Source organism: Microcella indica, from assembly GCF_013414345.1.
In the GTDB taxonomy this organism is placed as follows: domain Bacteria; phylum Actinomycetota; class Actinomycetes; order Actinomycetales; family Microbacteriaceae; genus Microcella; species Microcella indica.
Genome location: NZ_CP058670.1, coordinates 2,333,484 through 2,353,354 on the forward strand (window position 1 = coordinate 2,333,484; position 19,871 = coordinate 2,353,354).

General features: G+C 66.9%; 18 protein-coding genes. 7 read left to right on the forward strand and 11 right to left on the reverse strand.

The genetic code is table 11. The annotated features are described in order from the left end of the window. The first annotated feature begins 17 nt into the window (after positions 1–17). A protein-coding gene (locus HUJ41_RS11355) for an IS3 family transposase (RefSeq protein ID WP_179872641.1) occupies positions 18–1,282 on the forward strand; the annotation gives its coding sequence in 2 pieces (ribosomal slippage) (positions 18–303 and positions 303–1,282; 1,266 coding nt in all). Between the two features lie 328 nt (positions 1,283–1,610). Here the strand turns inward: HUJ41_RS11355 and HUJ41_RS11360 are convergent. Together HUJ41_RS11360 and HUJ41_RS11365 are read right to left on the reverse strand one after the other, a co-directional pair. Beyond that, on the reverse strand, positions 1,611–1,991 hold the full coding sequence (locus HUJ41_RS11360) for a BlaI/MecI/CopY family transcriptional regulator (protein WP_152583653.1): 381 nt from the start codon (positions 1,989–1,991) through the stop codon (positions 1,611–1,613). 101 nt (positions 1,992–2,092) lie between these two features. Beyond that, positions 2,093–2,782: a DUF5134 domain-containing protein gene (locus tag HUJ41_RS11365; RefSeq protein WP_179872642.1), complete on the reverse strand. Its 690-nt coding sequence runs from the start codon at positions 2,780–2,782 to the stop codon at positions 2,093–2,095. A 122-nt stretch (positions 2,783–2,904) separates the two neighbouring features. Between HUJ41_RS11365 and HUJ41_RS11370 the strand changes: the two genes are divergently transcribed. Beyond that, positions 2,905–4,944, forward strand: a complete 2,040-nt coding sequence (locus tag HUJ41_RS11370) for a cytochrome c oxidase assembly protein (RefSeq protein WP_179872643.1) — start codon at positions 2,905–2,907, stop codon at positions 4,942–4,944. Continuing rightward, positions 4,941–7,187 (forward strand): heavy metal translocating P-type ATPase, encoded by a 2,247-nt coding sequence (locus HUJ41_RS11375; RefSeq protein WP_152583656.1) that lies wholly within the window; start codon positions 4,941–4,943, stop codon positions 7,185–7,187. The genes HUJ41_RS11370 and HUJ41_RS11375 overlap by 4 nt, the downstream gene beginning before the upstream one ends. Before the next feature lie 18 nt (positions 7,188–7,205). Here HUJ41_RS11375 and HUJ41_RS11380 read toward each other — a convergent pair whose 3' ends face one another. The 6 genes from HUJ41_RS11380 to HUJ41_RS11405 form a co-directional block, all read right to left on the reverse strand. Continuing rightward, a complete protein-coding gene (locus tag HUJ41_RS11380; protein WP_179872644.1) occupies positions 7,206–7,937 on the reverse strand; it encodes a ZIP family metal transporter in 732 nt (243 codons plus the stop codon). A 129-nt stretch (positions 7,938–8,066) separates the two neighbouring features. After that, positions 8,067–9,350, reverse strand: coding sequence for an Nramp family divalent metal transporter (locus tag HUJ41_RS11385; protein ID WP_179872645.1), 1,284 nt, complete (start codon positions 9,348–9,350; stop codon positions 8,067–8,069). A 219-nt stretch (positions 9,351–9,569) separates the two neighbouring features. Continuing rightward, positions 9,570–11,072 carry a cytochrome c biogenesis protein ResB gene (gene resB, locus HUJ41_RS11390; protein ID WP_246299229.1) on the reverse strand — a complete coding sequence of 501 codons (1,503 nt, stop codon included), beginning with the start codon at positions 11,070–11,072 and terminating at the stop codon, positions 9,570–9,572. Between the two features lie 94 nt (positions 11,073–11,166). Then, positions 11,167–11,907, reverse strand: a complete 741-nt coding sequence (locus HUJ41_RS11395) for a cytochrome c biogenesis CcdA family protein (RefSeq protein ID WP_152583660.1) — start codon at positions 11,905–11,907, stop codon at positions 11,167–11,169. A gap of 4 nt (positions 11,908–11,911) precedes the next feature. Next, positions 11,912–12,559: a TlpA disulfide reductase family protein gene (locus HUJ41_RS11400; RefSeq protein ID WP_246299231.1), complete on the reverse strand. Its 648-nt coding sequence runs from the start codon at positions 12,557–12,559 to the stop codon at positions 11,912–11,914. Continuing rightward, positions 12,556–13,188: a histidine phosphatase family protein gene (locus tag HUJ41_RS11405; protein WP_179872646.1), complete on the reverse strand. Its 633-nt coding sequence runs from the start codon at positions 13,186–13,188 to the stop codon at positions 12,556–12,558. Before HUJ41_RS11405 ends, HUJ41_RS11400 begins: the two co-directional genes overlap by 4 nt. A gap of 41 nt (positions 13,189–13,229) precedes the next feature. On the opposite strand from HUJ41_RS11405, the gene aspS reads away from it, so the two are divergent. After that, the gene (aspS, locus tag HUJ41_RS11410) at positions 13,230–14,570 is read left to right on the forward strand and encodes an aspartate--tRNA(Asn) ligase (RefSeq protein WP_431356468.1); all 1,341 of its coding nucleotides are present in this window, start codon (positions 13,230–13,232) and stop codon (positions 14,568–14,570) included. A gap of 16 nt (positions 14,571–14,586) precedes the next feature. On the opposite strand, the gene HUJ41_RS11415 is transcribed toward aspS, so the two are convergent. Beyond that, positions 14,587–14,943: a hypothetical protein gene (locus HUJ41_RS11415; RefSeq protein ID WP_179872647.1), complete on the reverse strand. Its 357-nt coding sequence runs from the start codon at positions 14,941–14,943 to the stop codon at positions 14,587–14,589. Between the two features lie 124 nt (positions 14,944–15,067). Here HUJ41_RS11415 and HUJ41_RS11420 point away from each other — a divergent pair, with 124 nt between their 5' ends. After that, positions 15,068–15,484, forward strand: a complete 417-nt coding sequence (locus HUJ41_RS11420; protein WP_179872648.1) for a hypothetical protein — start codon at positions 15,068–15,070, stop codon at positions 15,482–15,484. Between the two features lie 6 nt (positions 15,485–15,490). Here the strand turns inward: HUJ41_RS11420 and HUJ41_RS11425 are convergent, their stop codons facing one another. After that, positions 15,491–16,825 (reverse strand): D-arabinono-1,4-lactone oxidase, encoded by a 1,335-nt coding sequence (locus HUJ41_RS11425; protein ID WP_246299370.1) that lies wholly within the window; start codon positions 16,823–16,825, stop codon positions 15,491–15,493. A gap of 5 nt (positions 16,826–16,830) precedes the next feature. Then, the gene (locus HUJ41_RS11430) at positions 16,831–18,054 is read right to left on the reverse strand and encodes an alanine racemase (RefSeq protein ID WP_179872649.1); all 1,224 of its coding nucleotides are present in this window, start codon (positions 18,052–18,054) and stop codon (positions 16,831–16,833) included. Positions 18,055–18,202: 148 nt separating this feature from the next. Between HUJ41_RS11430 and HUJ41_RS11435 the strand changes: the two genes are divergently transcribed. Further along, positions 18,203–19,183, forward strand: a complete 981-nt coding sequence (locus tag HUJ41_RS11435; RefSeq protein ID WP_179872650.1) for a ring-cleaving dioxygenase — start codon at positions 18,203–18,205, stop codon at positions 19,181–19,183. Beyond that, on the forward strand, positions 19,180–19,830 hold the full coding sequence (locus HUJ41_RS11440) for an alpha/beta hydrolase (protein ID WP_246299232.1): 651 nt from the start codon (positions 19,180–19,182) through the stop codon (positions 19,828–19,830). Before HUJ41_RS11435 ends, HUJ41_RS11440 begins: the two co-directional genes overlap by 4 nt. The last annotated feature ends 41 nt before the right edge of the window (positions 19,831–19,871 follow it).

Sequence of the window (19,871 nt, forward strand, 5' to 3'; positions counted from 1 at the left end):
ATCCAGGATGGAACCTGATGCCGAAGAAGTTTGAACCAGAAATGAAGTCGCGTGCGCTGCGGATGTTCGCCGAGGCGCTGCCTGACCATCCGAGCAAGAGCGAGGCGGCGAAGCACGTAGGCGGGTTGCTCGGGATCAGTCCCGAGACGCTGCGAACCTGGGCTCGCCGCGAGGAGATCGACGCGGGCCTCGCCCCGGGGATCACCTCGGAGGCCGAGATCGAGATTCGACGGCTGAAACGAGAGAACGCGGAGCTGCGCAAAGCCAACGAGATCCTCAAGGCTGCGAGCGTGTTTTTCGCCAAGGAGCTCGACCACCCCACGACGAGATGATCGCCTTCATTGACCAGATGAGAGATCGCTTCGGGGTCGAGCTCCTCTGCCGGGTGTTGCGTCCGGCAGTTCGTGGGTTCCTCTCCGCCCGCGGCTATCGCGCCGCGAAAGCACGCATGCCCTCGGCGCGGCATTTGCGAGAGGAGCTTCTCGTGCCAGAAATTGCCCGGCTGCATGCGGAGAACTACGGCGTCTATGGCCGCCGGAAGATGCATGCGCTGATGCGCCGGCAGGGTTGGCAAGTGGGCCGGGATCAGACCGCACGGCTCATGAAACTGGCCGGAGTTCAGGGCGTGCGACGGTCCAAGAGGACATTCACCACGAAGTCGGATCCCACGACGGTGAAGCCCGGCGACCTGGTGAACCGGCAGTTCACCGCGCTGGCCCCGCGCAGGCTCTGGGTGGCCGACGTGACGTATGTCGCCACGTGGAGCGGGTTCGCGTATGTCGCCACGTGGAGCGGGTTCGCGTATGTCGCGTTCGTCACTGACGTGTTCTCCCGCCGCATCGTGGGCTGGCGGGTCGCTTCGACGTTGAAGGCTGACGTGCTGCCGCTGCAAGCGCTCGATATGGCCGCCTGGGATGCCGGAGGCGACCTGGCCGGGCTCGTGCATCACGCCGATCACGGGTCGAACTATCTGGCCGTGGTCTATACGGATCGGATTGTCGAACTCGGAGCGAAGCCGTCCACCGGAAGCGTCGGCGACAGCTACGACAACGCTCTCGCCGAGGCGGTGAACGGACTATTCAAGACCGAGCTGATTCGCCGCCGCGGGCCGTGGCGAACAGTCGAGCAAGTCGAGCTGGCGACGTTGGAATGGGTGTGGTGGTGGAACAACTCTCGCCTCCACGGCGAGCTCGACTACCGAACCCCGATCGAGATCGAGCAGGCCTACTACGCTGACCAAGAATCACCCCTGCTGGCGCCCGCCGGACAGGAAACCGGATAGGCACGAAACCCAGGCCGAATCATTTCGAGACCGACGGAGATGACCGTGACCAAGCCCGAGAATGCGATAGCGGTGATCCAGCCAAGCAAGGAGATCGCCACCTGCTCGCCCCAGGGCTCTGCCGACCTCGTGGATACGGAGACAGCAGCACCGACGCTGAGCACCATCGCACCACCCATCAACATCATTCCCAGCACAAGGGCGACGTGCCACAGTGCCAGCGCCAGTGCGGGGCGACGCACTTGCCATCGCGCCTGCCTCAATACCCGTGGGGAGACCACCAGAAGTGTGAACGCGGCACTCGTGAGCGCACCCACCAACGCGAGTGTCACGGCGTCATGGTGCGATCGTACGCAAGGGCGGCTCGCAGGAGCGCCGAATCGACATCGTCGAGGTTTCCGACGAATTTCACGAGGGCCGCCCGACGGTCCTCGACCGTTGCGAGCGCCGACAGCATCGAATCGCTCGCGTCCTCCGCCTCTGATCGAACCGCGGCAAACTTCACTCGGCGAGGCGACAGCGCAATCCGGCGCACCCGGCCCTTGGCCACAAGGCGTTCCAGCGACGTCAGCACGGTGGTGTAGGCCGGCTTCTTGCCGGGCAGCGCCTCCTGAATCTCAGCCGCCCCGAGGGGCTCTGCGCTTCGGTGAAGCACTCCGACGATCTCGCTCTCGAGCTGCCCCTGTGCGCGCGTCTTGCGTCCGGGCATGTCACGCCTCCTTCTCTCCAGCACTCTACAAGTTCCGCTCCAGAGCTCGGCGGCCCGCATGCACGTCGTGGCGCAGACGCGACGGCGGCGAGAGACAGTGGTTAGGGAACGACGATCGCGATGGACATCACCACCATGCCGAGCCCCATCACGATTGAGCTGACATGGTCACCGTAGAGGAGCGGCTCGCGCACTCGGCCGCGCCGGATGCTCCCGATAAGTCCTGCGAGGATCTTCGCCACGCCCGCCACCAGTGCCACGATCGTCCCGACACCCAGCCAGGTCACCGCCAGAGGCAGAGAGCCGTGAACTTCGCCCTGCATTCCCGACATCGAGCCCTCTGCCATCGCGCCACCGTCGGACATCGCGATGAGCATCCAGCACATCGTGGCCATCATGACGGCGTGAAGGTACTGCAAGGCGGCTGAGTGCTCGAGCAGTCCGCGTCGAAGCCAGCCTGCCTGCTCAGCCACTCCGAGACCGGCGAACCAGAGGGCAGCCAACGCAAAGAGGAGGATCTGCGGCCAGGGCGCAAGAGACATGCCCCACGGCCACGTCATCGCGATCATCCCCGATGACATGGCCATGTGCAGCAGCATCTCGATGCGCGTGAACCCACGACGCGACAGAACGAGCCGAAACAGCGCGTAGCTCCCAGCAGCCGCGAGCGCGATGGTGATTCCCCACTGTGCGGCAAGTCCTTCGACCACGTCGAATCCTCTTCCCAGTTTATCTCTACTCTGTGTAGTAGAACAGGAGCTACTCTGCCACACGATGTAGAGTTCCGGCATGCTGGTGGCGCACGGGGAGGGTAACGTGAAGACAACTGACTGGCTGCGCCGTGAGTCCAGCTCGACGTGCAGCACACTAGCGCGCCCGGCCCGGGCGCGGAGTCAGTGTTGGTGGTGCCGCGATGAGCTCTGATAAGAACGGGCGCACCTCGATCCACCCTTCGCTCAAGCCCGCACGCCCGCACCGCGGTATACTCGCCGTTTTCGTCGCCGGTGTCTCGCTGCAGGCTGCCGGCGTTCCCGCGCTGGCTGTCGTTCTCCTGGGCAGCTCGGGATATGACGCACTCGCGCGAAGCTACCCCGGAATCTTCACGTCCTTGCTGTCGGCGATCCTGCGCGTCGTTGCCGAAGGAGCCTCGTGGCTCACGGTCGGGGCCCTCGTCTGCGCTCTCTTCCTGCGTGCCGTGCCAGGACAGTCGCGTCGCCTCCTCGACCAAGACTTCGAGGTTCGTGTCGGTCGAGCATCCGCTCTGGTGTGGGCCGGTTCAGCGCTCCTGCTGATCCCGGTCGATGCGGCGGATGCCAATGGACAGACGATCGAAACGCTGCTCTTGCCCGGAGCTTTGCCGTACCTGGTGCAAGGCTCGTACCTTCCTGGAGCGTGGATCGTCGCCTTCATTCTGGCCTCCGCCAGCTACTTCCTCCTCGCCTTGGGTTCACGCTGGACGACCTTCCTGCCGGCCCTGCTCGCCTCGATGTTGGCTGTGCTCGCACCCGTCGTGGTCGGCCAGGTTCTGGTAGGTCCCGGGCATGACTTCGGGTCGGATGCGGCGATCATCGGAGTTCCCGTCAGCGCGGCGCTCTTCGGGGCAAGCACTGTCCTTACTTTGCGGCTGTGCTCCGGGCGCGCGATCCGACCCGGCACCCTTGACAGATTCGTGCGCATGGCCTGGTTCGCCTGGCCACTCGTTCTTGGATCGGAAATGGTGCTCGCGGCGTTCAAACTTGTCGGCCCCGACCCGTGGCAAACAGCTACCGCGACCTTGATCCTCACACGCTTGGGTCTGCTCGTGGGTCTCGCGTGCCTCTTCGCGTTCACCGTCATCGGTGAGCGCCGCAGGCGCATATCGCGGCACCAACTGACGCTTCTCTCGTGCGTCGGGACGACTCTCTCGTTGACCTATCTACTGGTAGGTGTCGTGATGACACGTATCCCGCCGCCCCAGTACTTCGTGCCCACGACGATCGCGGAGGTGTTCTTCGGCTTCACGATTGATGAGGCCCCAACCTTGACCGTGCTCGCGACGAGCTGGCGGCCCAACATCCTGTTCGCAGTCATCGCCGTTTCGGCCGTCATCTTGTACCTCGCGGCTCTGAGGCGAGTTCGGTCTCGCGGGCATGCCTGGCCGCTTGGTCGCACCGTCTCCTGGGTGCTGGGGTGGGTGGTAGTCGTCGTCGCCACCAGTTCGGGTCTGGGCAAGTATTCGGGCATCGACTTTGGCGTGCACATGACGGTGCACATGGCCCTCAACATGCTGGCGCCGCTCTTGCTGGTCATGGGCGGCGTAGTCACCCTCTTCTTGCGTGCAACCACGCCAGCCGGGACTCATGGAGCCGCAGGCCCGCACGAGTGGCTTGCCGCGGTTCTCAAGTGGCGGGTCTTGCGAGTGCTCTACAACCCTCTGCTCATCTTCGTTCTGTTCATCGGGTCCTACTACGGGCTGTATTTCACCGGTCTGTTTGAGGAAGCGATGCGGTTCCACTGGGGCCACCAAGCGATGAATCTGCACTTCCTCATCGTCGGATATCTCTACTACTCCCTCATCATCGGCGTCGACCGGCCTCCGCGCCCCTTGCCTCACCTCGGCCGGCTGGGATTCGTTCTCGCTGCGATGCCGTTCCACGCCTTCTTCGGCGTCATTCTCATGACCAGCACCACACTCATCGCCGAAGACTTCTACCGGCAGGTCGGGGCACCCTGGGCCGACCTCAGTGCCTCGCAATATGTCGGCGGCGGTGTGGCCTGGGCCGGCGGCGAACTGCCTCTCCTGATCGTCATCATCGCCCTCGGTATCCAGTGGGCACGTCAAGATCAGCGCGAGGCCGTGCGTAAAGACCGGCACTTCGATTCCGGCCTCGACGACGATTTCGAGGAGTACAACGCAATGCTCCGGCGCCTCGCGAACCGACGTGCAACCGCCGACTCCCGAGAGGACACATGACGACGCCGATCAACCAGGAGACCTCGATCGTGCACCTCAACATCGAGGGGATGACATGTGCTGCCTGCGCAGGTCGGGTGGAGAGGGCGCTCTCGCGACTCGACGGAGCCGTCGCCACGGTGAACTATGCGACTGAGCGAGCAACCGTCACGGGGATCGAGCGGGCACGGATCGCCGACGCAACAGAGGCGGTGGCGAAGGCAGGGTATCGGGCCCACCTTCGCACAGAGGCCGACGACGACTGGACCAGGCGAAGCACACTGGCGCGTCTCACGTCGTTGCGCCGCCGCCTTGCGGTATCGGCGTTGCTCACCGTGCCGCTCATGGACCTGAGCATTACGCTTGCGCTCGTCCCGAACCTGCGGTTCCCTTTCTGGGAACTGGTGTGCATCCTGCTCGCCGTTCCGATCGTGACGTGGGCGGCGTGGCCATTCCACCGAGCTACGGTGCGGAATCTCCGTCATGGATCGATGAGCATGGACACGCTCGTCACCCTCGGGATAGTGGTCTCGTTCGGCTGGGCGGTCGCGACCATCATTTTCGGCCCGGACGACGGCGGCTACTGGGTGGGGTTCGGTCCAACTCCGCCGGGAGCCGACTCGATCTATCTCGATGTCGCGGCGGGCCTCACGACCTTCCAGCTTGCCGGTCGATACTTCGAAACACGCTCGCGCCGCAAGGCCGGGGAAGTCGTCGATGCGCTCGGTGCCCTGGTTCCCATGACGGTGCGACGGATCCACGGAAGCGACGAAGAGCTCGTCTCCGCCGCCGATTTGCGCGTTGGTGACACCTTCGCCGTGCATCCAGGCGAGTCGATCGCCGCGGACGGCGTCATCAAGGAAGGGCGCGCGGCCATCGACGAGAGCGTCCTGACTGGTGAGCCGCTACCGCGGGAAGCGGTCGTGGGCGACACCGTCATGGGCGGGGCCGTCAGTGCCGACGGATACCTTCTCATTGAGGCGAAGGCTGTGGGCGAGCACACCCGACTTGCGCAAATGTCAGCACTCGCGGAGCGAGCGCAAGAGAGCAAAGCTCGAATTCAAACGCTGGTCGACCGAGTCGTCACCTGGTTCGTGCCATCGGCGATCGGCCTAGCCGTACTCGTCACCGTGGCGTGGATCGTCGCGGGGGCCGCACTGACGCAGGCAGTCGGAATCGGCATTGCTGTGCTCATCATCGCCTGCCCCTGTGCGCTTGGACTCGCCACACCGACGGCGCTCCTCATGGGTGTGGGCCGTGGTGCCCACATGGGCATCCTGATCAAAGGCATCAGCGCACTCGAGGCGTCCGGTCGTGTGGATACCGTCGTTCTCGACAAGACGGGCACGGTGACCACCGGTCGCATGCAGGTGACTGAGTTTCAGACCAAGGGAGCGGTGAATCGCGAAGATGCGCTCCGCTGGGCCGGCGCCCTGGAGTCCCGCTCCGAACACCCTGCTGCCCGCGCGATATGCGCATTCGTCCTCTCGAGAGTCTCGCCATTGCCCCGCGTGGACGACGAGCAGATCCGGCCGGGCCTCGGCGTGGCCGGGCACATCGAAGGTGCAACCACGGTGATCGGCAGCCCCCGTCTCGCCGAGGAGTTCGGCGTCGCCTTCACGGAGGACGACCGGCGCACGATCGCAGTGATCCGCGAACGCGGGGACACGGCAATTGTCCTCGGCCGTGCCGACCGGGTAGTCGCATTTCTCGCGCTGGGCGACGAGCTCAAGGACTCCGCCGTTGCCGCCATCGCAAGCCTGCGCGATCTCGGACTGAGAACCATCCTCCTGAGCGGCGACCACGAGACGACGGTTCGACGTGTTGCGGCCGCGGTCGGCATCGACGACGTGCGAGCCGGAGTGATGCCCGAGGCGAAAGCAGAGGTGATCAACGCTCTGAAGAGGGCAGGTCGTCACGTCGCCATGGTGGGCGACGGGATTAATGACGCACCAGCACTCGCGACAGCCCATCTCGGTCTGGCAGTCGCCGACGGGAGCGACATCGCGATTCGTTCTGCCGACATTGTCCTCATTCGAGAGGACCTCCGAGTGGTCGCCGATGCTGTTCGGCTTGCCCGTCGTACTCTGGGTACTATTCGGACAAATCTCTTCTGGGCTTTCGGCTACAACATGGCGGCGATTCCCCTCGCCGCTGCTGGACTTCTCAATCCACTCATCGCCGCAGCTGCCATGGCGCTCTCGTCAGTGCTCGTCGTCGCGAACAGCATGCGCCTGCGCAACTTCGTGAGCATCAGCGAATAACACGAGATCCAGCTCGCCTCAGCCAACGTAGGCCGAGATGAGGGCGAAAAGGGCGAAACCCGCCGTCAGGAAGAAGGGTTCGAGCCGACTGGATCGCTCTTGGTGAGCCTGCGTGGTCATCTCTTCCACCGCCATGCTTGTGAGCAGGCCGCCCGTGAATGCGAGCACCGACAAGGTGATGATCTCGGGGGCGCTCCTCAGCGCGAGGTATCCGATTGTGGCACCGACGAGCACGGGGATGGCGAAACTGAAGGAGAGGATCAGCCGGGTGCGGCGCCCGACTCCTGAGCGTCTCAGCGTGGCGACAGCCGCGAATCCTTCCGGGATGTCGGCAGGGACTTGACCCAGAGCGAGAATGAGGCCGAGGCCCGGGTTGATGACCGTGCCGGTGCCGATCATGACTCCGTCGCTGAAGAGATCGATCGAGACTCCTGCGAAGATGGCAGAAGGACCCGTGTCCACCTCTCCGGAACCGAACCGTCGTTTGACGTAGGCGAGGCTCCTCTCGATTCCGAGGAAGCCGAGGCCACCCAGGGCGAACGCAGCAATGGTAATCCACGGCGCCGACGCACGTAGCGCTTCCCGCATGAGCTCCAAGCCCACCACCGCGAGCACGATTCCCGTGGCGAAGTGCAAGGCGAGACTCAAGCGTCGACCGGAGACTCCGACGACCTCTGCGGCGAGGCCGCCCAGCATAGTTCCCACGGCGGGGAGCGCCGCAAGACCGAGGACGAGCAGGAAGTCGTTCATGCACCAAAGTGTGCCGAAGGTTCCGGCCCTTTTCCACCGACAGCGTCGAGCGATGTAGGGAAATGTCCAGTCAGCGACGCGGTCGTCGCCTCAACCGAGAATTACCTGAGTACGCGTGTATCTGCGACCTCATACCCCGGCGAACACGAGCCATAGCAGCACACCGTTCAGAGCGATGAGGAGCACGGATGCCACGATGCCAGCAGCAGTCGTGAGCCAGTGGTTCCGCCAGGGGCCGAGAAGAGCGGAATTGGCGGTGAGGGCGACAAGCGGGATGAGCGCAAAGGGAATGCCGAACGAGAGCACCACCTGGCTCAGGACGAGCGACTGAGTGGGGTCGAAGCCCAGCCACAATATGGCGATGGCCGGCGCCAGCGTGACGATTCTTCTGAGAACGAGCGGTACGCGTATGTGCAGCAGTCCACTCATGATCTCCGCACCGGCGTAGGCGCCCACTGCAGTCGACGCTAGCCCTGATGCGAGCAGTCCCACAGCGAAGAGCGTCGCAATCATCGGCCCGAGCGCGACACCGAGCGCGGCATGCGCGCCCTCGAGGCTGTCTGTGCCCGCAACACCGGGCAGCGTGGCCGCTGCAAGAAGCATGATGCACAGGTTGACCGCGCCAGCGATGACCATCGCCGCGGAGACGTCCCATCTCGTGGCCCTGAGGAGCACATTCGCCGGAATCGAGGTCGACGTACCCGGTAGCGGTTCCGTGTGTTCGATCTCACGCCGACTGCCTGCGGCACCACGCGCGGTCCAGGTCGAGAACCCACCGTCCTGATCCCGCCGCTGCGAGACAAAACGATCCCGACTCAGGGACGAGTGGGCGTAGATGGCATGCGGCATGATCGTCGCCCCCAGTATCGATGTGGCGAGCAAGACCGAATTGGTGTCCGCGAATCGCGGCTCAAGGCCAGAAAGAGCCGAGGTGATGTCGGGTGGCGCCACCACCACTCCTGCGGTGAATCCCACAGCAATGATCGCCAGCAAGCCTACGATCACGAACTCGAACGGGCGCGGGCCGCGTCGAGACTGCAGGATAAGGAGCACGATTGAGACTGCACCGGTGATGAGACCTCCCCAGACGAGCGGAATCCCAAAAAGCAGATTGAGCGCGACCGCGCCCCCGATCACTTCTGCGAGATCGGTCGCCATCGCAACGAGTTCCGCCTGCGCCCAGTACGCGCGGCGCGACCACCGATGGCGAATGCGCCTTCCCAGCACGTCGGGAAGGCTTCGACCCGTCACGATGCCGAGCTTCGCGGAGAGGTACTGGATGAGCCAGGCCATGAGGTTCCCGAGCACGACCACCCACACGAGCAGGTAGCCGTACTGCGCACCAGCCGTCATGTTGCTCGCGACATTCCCAGGATCGAGGTAGGCGACTCCGGCCACGAACGCCGGCCCCATCAGAAATACCAACCTCTGCGCGGGCCGCCTGCGCACCGGGTTGTGGGGCCGGTTGCCGCGACGTCGTGCGCTCCTCACGGCTCACCCGTGTGTCGCGACATCGGAGCAATGCCGGAGGCGTCATGAACCAGTGTCCAGGTTTTCGGCATACCGAAATTCTACGCCCTGAAGCACCTCGTCACCACGGGTCTGCCGTCTACCGTGCAAGACCGGTTGCGGTCAGGAGCGGCCCGCACCACCGCCTCGTCGGTCGCGTCGCGCGACTCCCGATTCACCCCCATGCGCATGAGCGAACTCGGCGACGGCGCGCTCCAGCTGCGGGTCCTCCCCCCGAGCGAGGCCCGCATACTGAAGACGCACTGCGTCGCCGTCAGCCGTCGCGACCACCCACAAGCGTCGGCGGGGGACGAACAAGCTCACGAGCAAACCGAGGACAACGAGAATGGTGGAGACGAGCACTCCGACTTGGGTGGGGTCGTGGTGGACTTCAATGCTGGCGAATCGCGGCAGGCTCGTGAATTCGACGCTGCCGAGCTCGTCCGGCAACTCGGCAGTCTGCCCCAGACCCAGTACGATGGGAGGCGCATCGGTGTCCCCACCCGTGATCTGCGTGAGGCCGTCGGTGTTGAGCGCGTAGACATTTCGAGGAACGCCTTCGTTCAAACCAAGATCGCCGACGTAGGCGTTGAAGGTGAGAACTGGTCGATCCGGTTCCGGGTACACGGAACTCAAGGCGCCGCTCTCGAGCTGGACTGCCGACGGGTAGAAGAATCCGCGCATACCGAGCTGCTGGTCGAGTCCGTCCGGCACCTTGACAATTCCCAGGCTCGTGAGATTCGAGTCTTGGGGAAGAAACGGCACCGGCTGACTGAAGACGGGAGAACCGTCCGGGGCGTAGACGGTGATCCACGGCGCGAACCCGTTGCCCAACAAGTATGCAGTCGCCCCATCGATATCGATCGGCTCGTTCACCTTGATCTGCCGGGAGTCCGTCTCCCCATCCTCGACGACCGTCACATAGGCAGTGAAGTCCAGCGCCTGAGGAAACCCTGTCGTGGGATCAGGCTGATACTCGGGCACGAACTCCTCTAGGCGGATTGAGTAGGGGTCCAAGCTCGATTCGTCAAAAAAGCGTCCGGGCGAGAACGAGTCAAAGCTCGTCAGCTGATTGGTGAACGCCTGGCCTTCGACGATGACCCTCTGACCGTTGTAGCCGAATCCGCCCGCGAACCCCACCGTCGCCAGAACGCCGACGAGCGCCGCATGGAAGACGAGATTGCCGGTCTCGCGCCAGTAGCCACGCTCGGCGGAGAGAGAGTCCCCGTACCGCTCGACTCTGTAGCGCTGACGTCGCAGGAGAGCGTGCGCTGACTCGAGCTCGGTCTCGACCGTGGACCGCGGGGCCACCCGTTCGGTGAAGCCAACCATACGGCTCAACCGTCCTGGCGTCCCTGGCGGTCGAGAACGCAAGGCACGCCAATGGTGGCGTGCCCGCGGGATGATGCAGCCGATCAACGAGATGAACAGCAGCAGATAGATCGCCGAGAACCACACCGAGGTATAGGTGTCAAAGACTTGCAACGCGTCCAGAATCGCGAATGCTTCCGGGTTGGATCTCTCGAATTGCACGACACCGTTCGGGTCTGCAGAGCGCTGCGGAACGAGCGATCCGGGGATCGCAGCGACGGAGAGCATGAGCAGGAGGAGGAGCGCAGTTCGCATGCTCGTGAGTTGTCGCCAGGCGAAGCGCATCCAGCCGCGCACCCCGAGCGCGGGCTGCGCGACACTCGTGCTCGGTGGTCTACTGTCGTAATGGTCAGAGGGGCGTGACGGTTCCATTGATCACCACCCCCAGGTTCGAGACGAATACCTGCCACAGGCCCGTCACCATGGCGAGACCGATGACGATGAGAATTCCGCCGCCGATGACGTTGATGACACGAATGTGACGCTTGAGCCACGCTGTGGCACGCGTCATCCAGCCGAAGCCCATAGCGACGAGCAAGAACGGAATGCCGAGGCCCAAGCAGTACACGAATCCGATGAGCGCCGCTCGGCCAAGCCCGCCCTCGGTGAGTGCGAGAGAATAGACGGCCGCAAGCGTCGGGCCCATGCACGGCGCCCAGCCGAGCCCGAAGACGATGCCGAGCAACGGCGCCCCGCCCAGCCCTGTCGCGATCTGCCAGCGCGGCCGCACCGTGCGCTGTAGGAAAGTCACCTGGCCGATGAAGACGAAGCCCATGACGATCACGACCGCGCCCGCAAGCCGGGTAATGAGGTCGAGTTGCGTCTGCAGCACGAGCCCAGCGGTCGCGAAAAGCAGAGAGAACCCCACGAATACGACCGTGAACCCGAGCACGAAGAACGAAGCACCGAGCACCACGCGACCCCGGTCGCTCGACAGTTGGTCGGCCCGGGAGAAGCCGGTCACGTACGCAAGATAGCCGGGCACGAGCGGCAACACGCACGGCGACACGAAAGCGATGACACCCGCGAGTAGCGCGATGGGCAGGGCAACCAAGAGCGAGCCGCTGAACACCAGTTCGCCGACGCTCATACGCTCACTCCGACTCTGCGAGGGTGTCGGCGATCATCGCGCGCAGAGTCGAGGGTTCGCTCAGCAGGCCCGTGATGCGCGCGGCCACACGGCCCTCGCGGTCGAGCACGAGCGTCGTCGGCACGGCATTGGGCGCGACCTGGCCGGCGAAGGCGAGGCGTGTCGAGCCATCGTTGGCATCGAGGATCGAGGGGTAAGTGACCCCGAACTCATCGGCGAAGGCGAGCGCCGTGGGGGCCTGGTCGTAAATGTTGACGCCGAGGAAGTCGACGCCGTCAGGCTGGAACTGCTGCCAGATCGCCTCGAGGTCAGCCGCTTCAGCACGGCACGGTGGACAAGCCGCGTACCAGAAGTTGACGACGAGAACGTCGCCACGGTAGTCATTGCTCGAGACAGTTTCGCCCGTCTCCGTGAGGCCTGAGAACGTGATCGGTTGACCGCGCTCGTCGGGCGCGATCACGGTGTATGAGCCGTCGCCCGAGATGTATCCCTGCCCGCTTCCTGAGCGGTACTGTTCCGCGAGCGGGTCGGCGGCCGAGCATGCCGTGACGGCGAGCGCTACGGCGGCAAGCATCGCCGCGCTGACACGGCGCCAGCGCGCGAGACGGGTCGGCGCCGCAGGGCGGCGAACTGCGGGTGTTGGGGTACTCACACGGCTCCTAGATCGGTGGCATTCTCCAGCAATTCTGCGCCCGGTTCCTGATAGCCGATCTCAGTGAAGGCGCCGCCCTGCCAGGCGAAGGAGGTGATGCTCGAGAGCGCGCAGCGCCGCTTGCGCGGGTCGTGCGCGAGCGGCTCGCCGGCGGCGGCGCGATGCACCATCCAGATCGGTAGCTGGTGGCTCACCATGACGGCCTCGCCCGAGTCGGTTCTCTCGTGGGCATCGGTCATGGCGGCGAGCATCCGCGTCGCTATCGAGGTGAAGGGCTCACCCCAGCTGGGCGTGCGGGGATTGCGCAGCAGGTGCCAGTGGCGCGGGTCGGCGAGCGTGCGCCGGTTCAGGCGCTTGCCCTCGAAGCGGTTGGTCGGCTCGATGAGGCGCTCCTCGGTGTGGATGTCGAGACCGAAGGCCTCCGCCCACGGCGCCGCCGACTCCTGCACGCGCTGCAGAGGCGAGGCATACAGCGCGGTGACGGGATGCCCGGCCAGTGCCCCCACGGCCGCCGCGGCCATGCGCTGCCCGAGCTCGCTGAGCCGGAACCCCGGCAGTCGCCCGTAGAGCACGCGCGTGGGGTTGTGGACCTCGCCGTGCCGCACGAGGTGGATGACGTCGGCAGGCATGGTCTCCAGTGTATTGAGGCCCGCCGGTAGACTCGTGCCTCGTGACTCGCACCGTGGTATCCCAGCTCAGCCCGCTCCCCGACGGCCCCGTGACGGTGGCCGGATGGGTCGAGACGGTTCGCGACCAGAAGAAGGTGCAGTTCGTCATCCTGCGCGATGAGACGGGCGCCGTTCAGCTCGTGAACCCTGCCACTAGGGATCTCGAGGAGGGCGCGACAGCCGAGCAGCAGGCGGCCGCCGAGCTCACCGAGACGATCGGAGCGCTCGCGCACGGCACCATGGTGCGCGTCTCGGGCGAGCTCAAGCACGACGAGCGGGTCAAGCTCGGCGGGCTCGAGGTCAAGGTCGGCACGCTCGAGGTCGTGAGCGAGGCGATCGCCGAGACGCCCATCGCCGAGGATTCGAGCCTCGACAAGCGCCTCGACTGGCGGTTCCTCGACCTGCGCCGCCCCGAGGCGAACCTGCTCTTCCGCGTGCAGACGACGTTCGAGCACGCGCTGCGCAGCTACTGGGTCGAGCGCGACTACGTCGAGATCCACACGCCCAAGCTCATGGCGAGCGCCTCGGAATCGCGTGCCGAGCTCTTCGAGATGGAGTACTTCGAGACGAAGGCGTATCTCGCCCAGAGCCCGCAGTTCTTCAAGCAGATGGCGCAGCCGGCCGGCTTCGGCAAGGTCTTCGAGATCGCCCCTGCCTTCCGCGCCGACCCCTCCTTCACCTCGCGCCACGCGACCGAGTTCACGTCGATCGACGCGGAGGTCAGCTGGATCGACTCGCACGAAGATGTCATGGCTATGCATGAGGAGGCCTTGGTCGCCGCGTTCACTGCGGTCGTCGAGAAGCACGGTGCCGCGATCGAGGCCGCGTTCGACGTGTCGTTGAGCGTGCCCTCGCTGCCGTTCCCGCGCATCCCGCTCGCCGAAGCACGGCAGATCGTCGCCGATGGCGGCTACGAGATTCCCCGCACCGACGGCGACCTCGACCCCGAGGGCGAGCGCCGCCTCAGTGCCTGGGTGAAGGCGAACCACGGCCACGACTTCGTGTTCGTGACCGACTACGCGACCGGGATCCGCCCGTTCTACCACATGCGCCGCGAGGGCGACGGGTCGATCACCAACAGCTACGACCTGCTCTACAACGGCACCGAGATCTCGACCGGTGCGCAGCGCGAGCACCGGGTGGACGTGCTCGTCGAGCAGGCGCGCGAGAAGGGCATCGAGCCGGAGGAGCTCGAGTTCTACCTCGACTTCTTCCGCTACGGCGTGCCCCCGCACGGCGGGTTCGGCATGGGCCTCGCGCGCGTGCTCATGCTTATGCTCGACCTCGGGTCGATCCGCGAGACGACGTACCTGTTCCGCGGGCCCACGCGCCTGCTGCCGTAGGGCGGTACCGCGCGGCTCAGACCGTGAAATCGGGACGGATGCTCCACCCGGTATACGCCTCGAGCGTCGCCAGGAGCGTGAGCGCCTGCAGTCGCGCGTGGTCGTCGCTCACGGTCGAGTAGACATCGATCGCGAGGGGTGGCGGCTCGCCGAACTTGGGAATCTCGATCTCGACCCATGCGCCTTCCGCGAGGTCGACGTAGGGTCGCGTGGTGCGCTGCTGCTGCACGGGTGCGTCGACGGCGAGAGCGACGATGGCGAGAGCATCCAGTTTGGTGACGGCGCTGCGTACGACGATCGTCGCGCAGTACTCGACCGGGTCGCGGCGGCCTCCGAAGCGAGAGGCGAGGAAGTCGCGAGCGGGTTGCATCACACCACGACGCTAGGGGCAAAATCTGAGCGGATGCCCGGCGATAGCTGGCCGACCGCCCTCGATTCCCGCGGGGCGTCTTGATACCGTGAGCGAAGATCGCGTGCGAAGGCTAGGAGGTGCGCCCATGCAGAAGCGTGCAGGCGTCACCGCCGTCGCCGCCATGATGGTGCTCGCCCTCGCCGGGTGCACGGCACCGCCCTCCCCGTTCGACGGCGAGCCGACGGCGGCCGACGAACTGCCCGACCACGTCGGCAACACGCCGGAGGACCGGGCCGAACTCGAATCGGTGCGGTACGCGGGCACCGCGAAGGACGCCGACGTCTGGATCGCGCGTCACGCCGACGGTGGCAACTGTCTTGTTGTCGACGCGAAGGGCGATCCGACGCTGTGGACTATCGGATGCTCGGGTCCGCTCTCACCGTTCGTCGGCACCTACCTGCGCGATGTCGGCGACTTCGAGTACTACCCGCAGGGCATCCCGGGTGGGGAACCTGAGGAAGGCTGGAGCGCGATCGGCGAGTACGTCGTCGTGGCGGACTGAGGCGGCCTACTCGCCGAGCACGCGCCGCGTGTACGCGTTCGCGAAGACCCGGTCGGGATCGAGGCGGTCGCGCGCAGTGAGGAAGTCGCCGAAGCGCGGGTACGCGGGCGCGAGGTCGGCGGCCGTGCGCCCGTGCAGCTTGCCCCAGTGCGGCCGCCCGTCGTGGGCGCGCATGATGTGCTCGACGGCGGTGAAGTAGGGCCGGGCATCCTCGCGCCAGTAGCGATGCACGGCGATGTAGGCGCTCTGCCGACCGTGCGCCGTCGACAGCCACGTGTCGTCGGCGGACGCGACGCGCAGCTCGACGGGGAACGAGATGCGCCAGCCCTCCCGCTCGACGAGGCGTTTGACCTCGCGGATGGCGGGCGCGAGCGCCTCGGCGGGGATCGCGTACTCCATCTCTTGGAAATGCACGCGGCGCGGGCTCGTGAAGACCTCGTGCGAGGGCGCCGTGTAGCTGCGCTGGCCGTAGAGCGCCGCGGCGAGGCGGTTGATGCCGGGCGTGAGCGGCGGCGCGGCGCGGCCCAGCTGGCAGATCGCCCAGTGCAGGCCGTTGCCGAAGAACTCGTCCTCCCACCACTCGGCGAGGCGGCCGAGCGGGCGGTACGGCGTCTCGAGGGGCAGGCGCGTGTTCGACTTGGTCGAGAGTCGCTCGGTGTGCGGCCACCAGTACGCCTCGAAGTGGTCGACGGCCGCGGCCCGGTCGAGAAACTCGTCGACGACCGCGAAGGGCTCACCTCGCTCCTCGGCGTGCAGCAGGAACGCGGGCACGCACTGCAGCTCGACCTCGACGAGCACGCCGAGGGCGCCGAGGCCCAGCTGGACGGCGGGCAGCAATTCGGGATGCTCCGCCTCACTCAACCGCAGCACCTGACCGTGTGCGGTCACGAGTGCGGCGGCCGTGATCTGGGTCGCGAGCCCGCGGAAGCCGAGCCCCGTGCCGTGCGTGCCCGTGCTCGTGGCCCCCGCAACCGTCTGCCGGTCGATGTCGCCCATGTTCTGCAGGGCGAGGCCGTGCGCCGCGAGGAGAGGTGAGAGCGCGTGCAGGGGGGTGCCGGCGAGCACCGTGACGCGCTGCTGCTCGGCGTCGACCCGCACGACGCCGCTGAGCCCCGCGAGGTCGAGCATCACCCCCTCCGTGAGCGCGATGTCGGTGAAGGAGTGCGCCGAGCCGATCGCCTTGACGGTCAGCCCGCGGTCACGCGCGGCACGCACGGCGGCCGCGACCGCGTCGATAGTCGTCGGCCGGGCGACGCCCACGGGCACGGCGCTCGCGGTGCGGCCCCAGGTGCGCACGCGCTCCGCCGCGCCGAGTGCGCGCGTGCTGCCCGGCGCGCCGATCGTGCTCACAGGAAGGCCTTCCCCTCACCGCGGTACGTCGGCAGCTCGGCGACGACCTCGCCCCCGTCGACGAGCGCGAATGCGTCGACGTGCTCACTGAGCTCGCCAGCCTTGGTGTGCCGCAACCAGACCCGGTCGCCGACGGCTAGGTTGCGCGCGGCGGCACCCGTGACGGGCGACTGCACTTCGCCCGCCCCCTCGCGGGGCAGGAAGCGCAGGCCGGCCGGGTGCACGGGCAGCGGCAGACGGTCCTGGCCCGCGGGCCCCGAGGCGATCCATCCGCCGCCCAGCAGCGTGGCGATCTCCGGGGTCGGGCGGCGCACGACGGGCAGTGCGAAGGCCGCCGCCGGCGCGGGCGCGAAGTGCGTGTAGTGATCGAAGAGGTGCGGCCCGAACAGGCCCGAGCCCGCGGCGACCTCGGTCACGGAGGCGTCGTCGTGCGTCGACTCGATCGACCCGGTGCCGCCGCCGTTGACGAACTCGATCTCGGCGATCTCGCGCACGGCCGCGACGACGGCGGCGCGCCGCTCGCGCAGCTCCTCGGCCGAGGCGCGCTGCAGCACGCGGATGATCGCGCCGCGCCCGCGCCCGGCGTTGCCGACGCCCGCGATCTGCGCCTCGTACGCCATGAGCCCGACGAGGTCGAACCCGGGCCTCGAGACGACGTGCTCGGCGAGCGCCCGCACCTGATCGTGCGTGCGCAGCGGCGAGCGCCGCACACCGATGTGCCCCATCGTGGGCGAGTGGTACGAGGCGTCGAGCTCGAGCGCGACGCGGATGCTCGCGCGCGCGGCCGGCGCGACGACGGCGTCGACGAGGTCGAGCTGGGCGGCGTCGTCGACCATGAGCGTCACGCGGCTCGCGAGCTGCGCGTCCGCGCCGAGGGCGGCGAGGGCGGTGCGATCGACGCTCGGGTATCCCACGACGACGTCGTCGTGCTCGCGCGCGAGCCAGAGCGCCTCGGGCAGCGTGTAGGCGAGGATCCCCGCGTATCCGGGCAGGGCGAGCACGGCATCCAGCACGGATCGCACACGCACCGACTTGCTCGCGACCCGAATCGGCAGTCCCGCCGCTCGCGCGAGCAGATCGTGCGCGTTGGCGGCGAGCGACCCGCGGTGCAGGGCGGCGAGCGGTGCGTCGAGCGCGCGCGTCGCCGCGTCGAGGCCACCCCAGTAGCGAGGTGGGTCGGATGCCCAGGGCCGAGCCGTCGGCGCCGTCAGGTCGATCATCGCGTTCCCTCCACGCTGCGCGCCTGCCGGTCGGCGGGGTGCAGGTCGAGCGTTTCAGACCCGCCGCGATCCCCACAAGGGAATACTTCGCATTTCTATGCGTTTGCATGGATAGTATGAGATTCACCGCGACACGAGGAGCGCACCCATGACCGACCAGGCAGCAGCCGAGACGCAAGGCCTGCACCACGTCACCGCGATCGCCGGGGACCCGCAGAAGAACATCGACTTCTACATCACCGGCCTCGGCCTGCGGCTCGTGAAGAAGACCGTCAACTTCGACGACCCGGGCACCTACCACCTGTACTACGGCGACGCCTCAGGGCGGCCCGGCTCGCTCATGACGTTCTTCCCGTGGCGGGGCATCCAGCCGGGTCGAATCGGCGCCGGCCAGTCGACCTCGACAGCGTTCTCGGTGCCCGCGGGTTCGCTCGGCTGGTGGGTCGACCACTTCGCGTCGGTCGGGGCCGAGGCCCGCATCACCTCGACGAGCTCGAGCGAGGAGCGCCTGCTCGTTGCCGACCCCGACGGCCTGCAGATCGAGCTCGTCGCGACGCACGAGGACGACCCGCGCGACCCCTGGGACTCCGCGAGAGTCCCCGCCGAGTACGCGATCCGAGGCCAGCACTCGAGCGTCCTGACGGTGCGCGACGCCGAGCGCACCCTCGCGCTCATGACGAACGATCTCGGGATGCACGTGGTCGAGCAGCAGGGCAACCGCACGCGCCTCGCCGCCGGCGCCGGAGGGCCGGGCGCGCTCGTCGACGTGCACGCCTCGAACCTCGTGCAACCCGGCCTGACGGCGGGCGGCACGGTGCACCACATCGCCTTCCGCGTGCCCGACCAGGCGACGCAGCAGCAGTGGCGCGACGAGCTCGTCTCGCGCGGCCACCAGGTGACCGAGATCCTCGACCGGCAGTACTTCACGAGCATCTACTTCCGCGAGCCGGGCGGCGTGCTGTTCGAGATCGCGACCGACACCCCCGGCTTCGACATCGACGAGCCGCTGCTCGAACTGGGCCGGGCGCTCAAGCTGCCGCCATGGCTCGAGCCCTCGCGCGAGGCGATCGAGCACGCGGTCATCCCGATCCGAGTGCCGGAGGAGAACAACCCGGAGGTGGCCGCGTGAGCGCGATCACCGACCAGCTGCCCGAGGGCGGACTCGCCTCGTGGCCGCACCTCTACACCCTGGGCGAGCCGGGCGCGCCCGTGCTGCTGACCCTGCACGGCACGGGTGGCGACGAGCGAGAGATCACCGCCCTCTCGACGCACCTCGACCCGCGGGCGAGCGTGCTCTCCCCGCGCGGCCGCGTGAGCGAAGGCGCCGCGAACCGCTGGTTCCGCCGCCTCGGCGAGGGCGTCTTCGACGTCGACGACGTCATCGCGCGCGCGGGCGAGCTCGCCGCCTTCATCGCCGCGGCGCGCACCGAGTACAGCATCGAGGATGCTCCGCTCATCGCCGCCGGATTCTCCAACGGTGCCAACATCGCGCTCGCGACCGCTCTCCTGCACCCGGGCGCCGTCGACCGGGTCGTCGCATTCAGCGGCATGTACCCCTTCGGCGACCGCGAGCCAGAGATCTCGGCGGCCGGAGTCGAGCTGCTGCTGCTCAACGGCGACCAGGACCCGATGGCGCCCGCGGCGAGCGTCGCGCGGCTCGAGGAGTTCGCAAGCGCGCGCGGAGCATCCGTGACGCGGCGCCGCCGCTCCGGCGGCCACGGCATCGACCAGGGTGAGCTGGCCGCCGCGCAGGAGTGGCTCGCCGGGTTGAAGTAGCAGCTCCAGCGGCGTACCGTGGCGTACAGCCCAAGAGTGAG

Bases quoted from the DNA above. Each gene is read 5' to 3' on its own strand.
- HUJ41_RS11360 (WP_152583653.1), bottom strand. From the start codon at position 1,991: ATGCCCGGACGCAAGACGCGCGCACAGGGGCAGCTCGAGAGCGAGATC.
- HUJ41_RS11365 (WP_179872642.1), bottom strand. From the start codon at position 2,782: ATGCCGGAACTCTACATCGTGTGGCAGAGTAGCTCCTGTTCTACTACA.
- HUJ41_RS11370 (WP_179872643.1), top strand. From the start codon at position 2,905: ATGAGCTCTGATAAGAACGGGCGCACCTCGATCCACCCTTCGCTCAAG.
- HUJ41_RS11375 (WP_152583656.1), top strand. From the start codon at position 4,941: ATGACGACGCCGATCAACCAGGAGACCTCGATCGTGCACCTCAACATC.
- HUJ41_RS11380 (WP_179872644.1), bottom strand. From the start codon at position 7,937: ATGAACGACTTCCTGCTCGTCCTCGGTCTTGCGGCGCTCCCCGCCGTG.
- HUJ41_RS11385 (WP_179872645.1), bottom strand. From the start codon at position 9,350: ATGGGGCCGGCGTTCGTGGCCGGAGTCGCCTACCTCGATCCTGGGAAT.
- resB (WP_246299229.1), bottom strand. From the start codon at position 11,072: ATGCGAACTGCGCTCCTCCTCCTGCTCATGCTCTCCGTCGCTGCGATC.
- HUJ41_RS11395 (WP_152583660.1), bottom strand. From the start codon at position 11,907: ATGAGCGTCGGCGAACTGGTGTTCAGCGGCTCGCTCTTGGTTGCCCTG.
- HUJ41_RS11405 (WP_179872646.1), bottom strand. From the start codon at position 13,188: ATGCCTGCCGACGTCATCCACCTCGTGCGGCACGGCGAGGTCCACAAC.
- HUJ41_RS11420 (WP_179872648.1), top strand. From the start codon at position 15,068: ATGCAGAAGCGTGCAGGCGTCACCGCCGTCGCCGCCATGATGGTGCTC.
- HUJ41_RS11430 (WP_179872649.1), bottom strand. From the start codon at position 18,054: ATGATCGACCTGACGGCGCCGACGGCTCGGCCCTGGGCATCCGACCCA.
- HUJ41_RS11435 (WP_179872650.1), top strand. From the start codon at position 18,203: ATGACCGACCAGGCAGCAGCCGAGACGCAAGGCCTGCACCACGTCACC.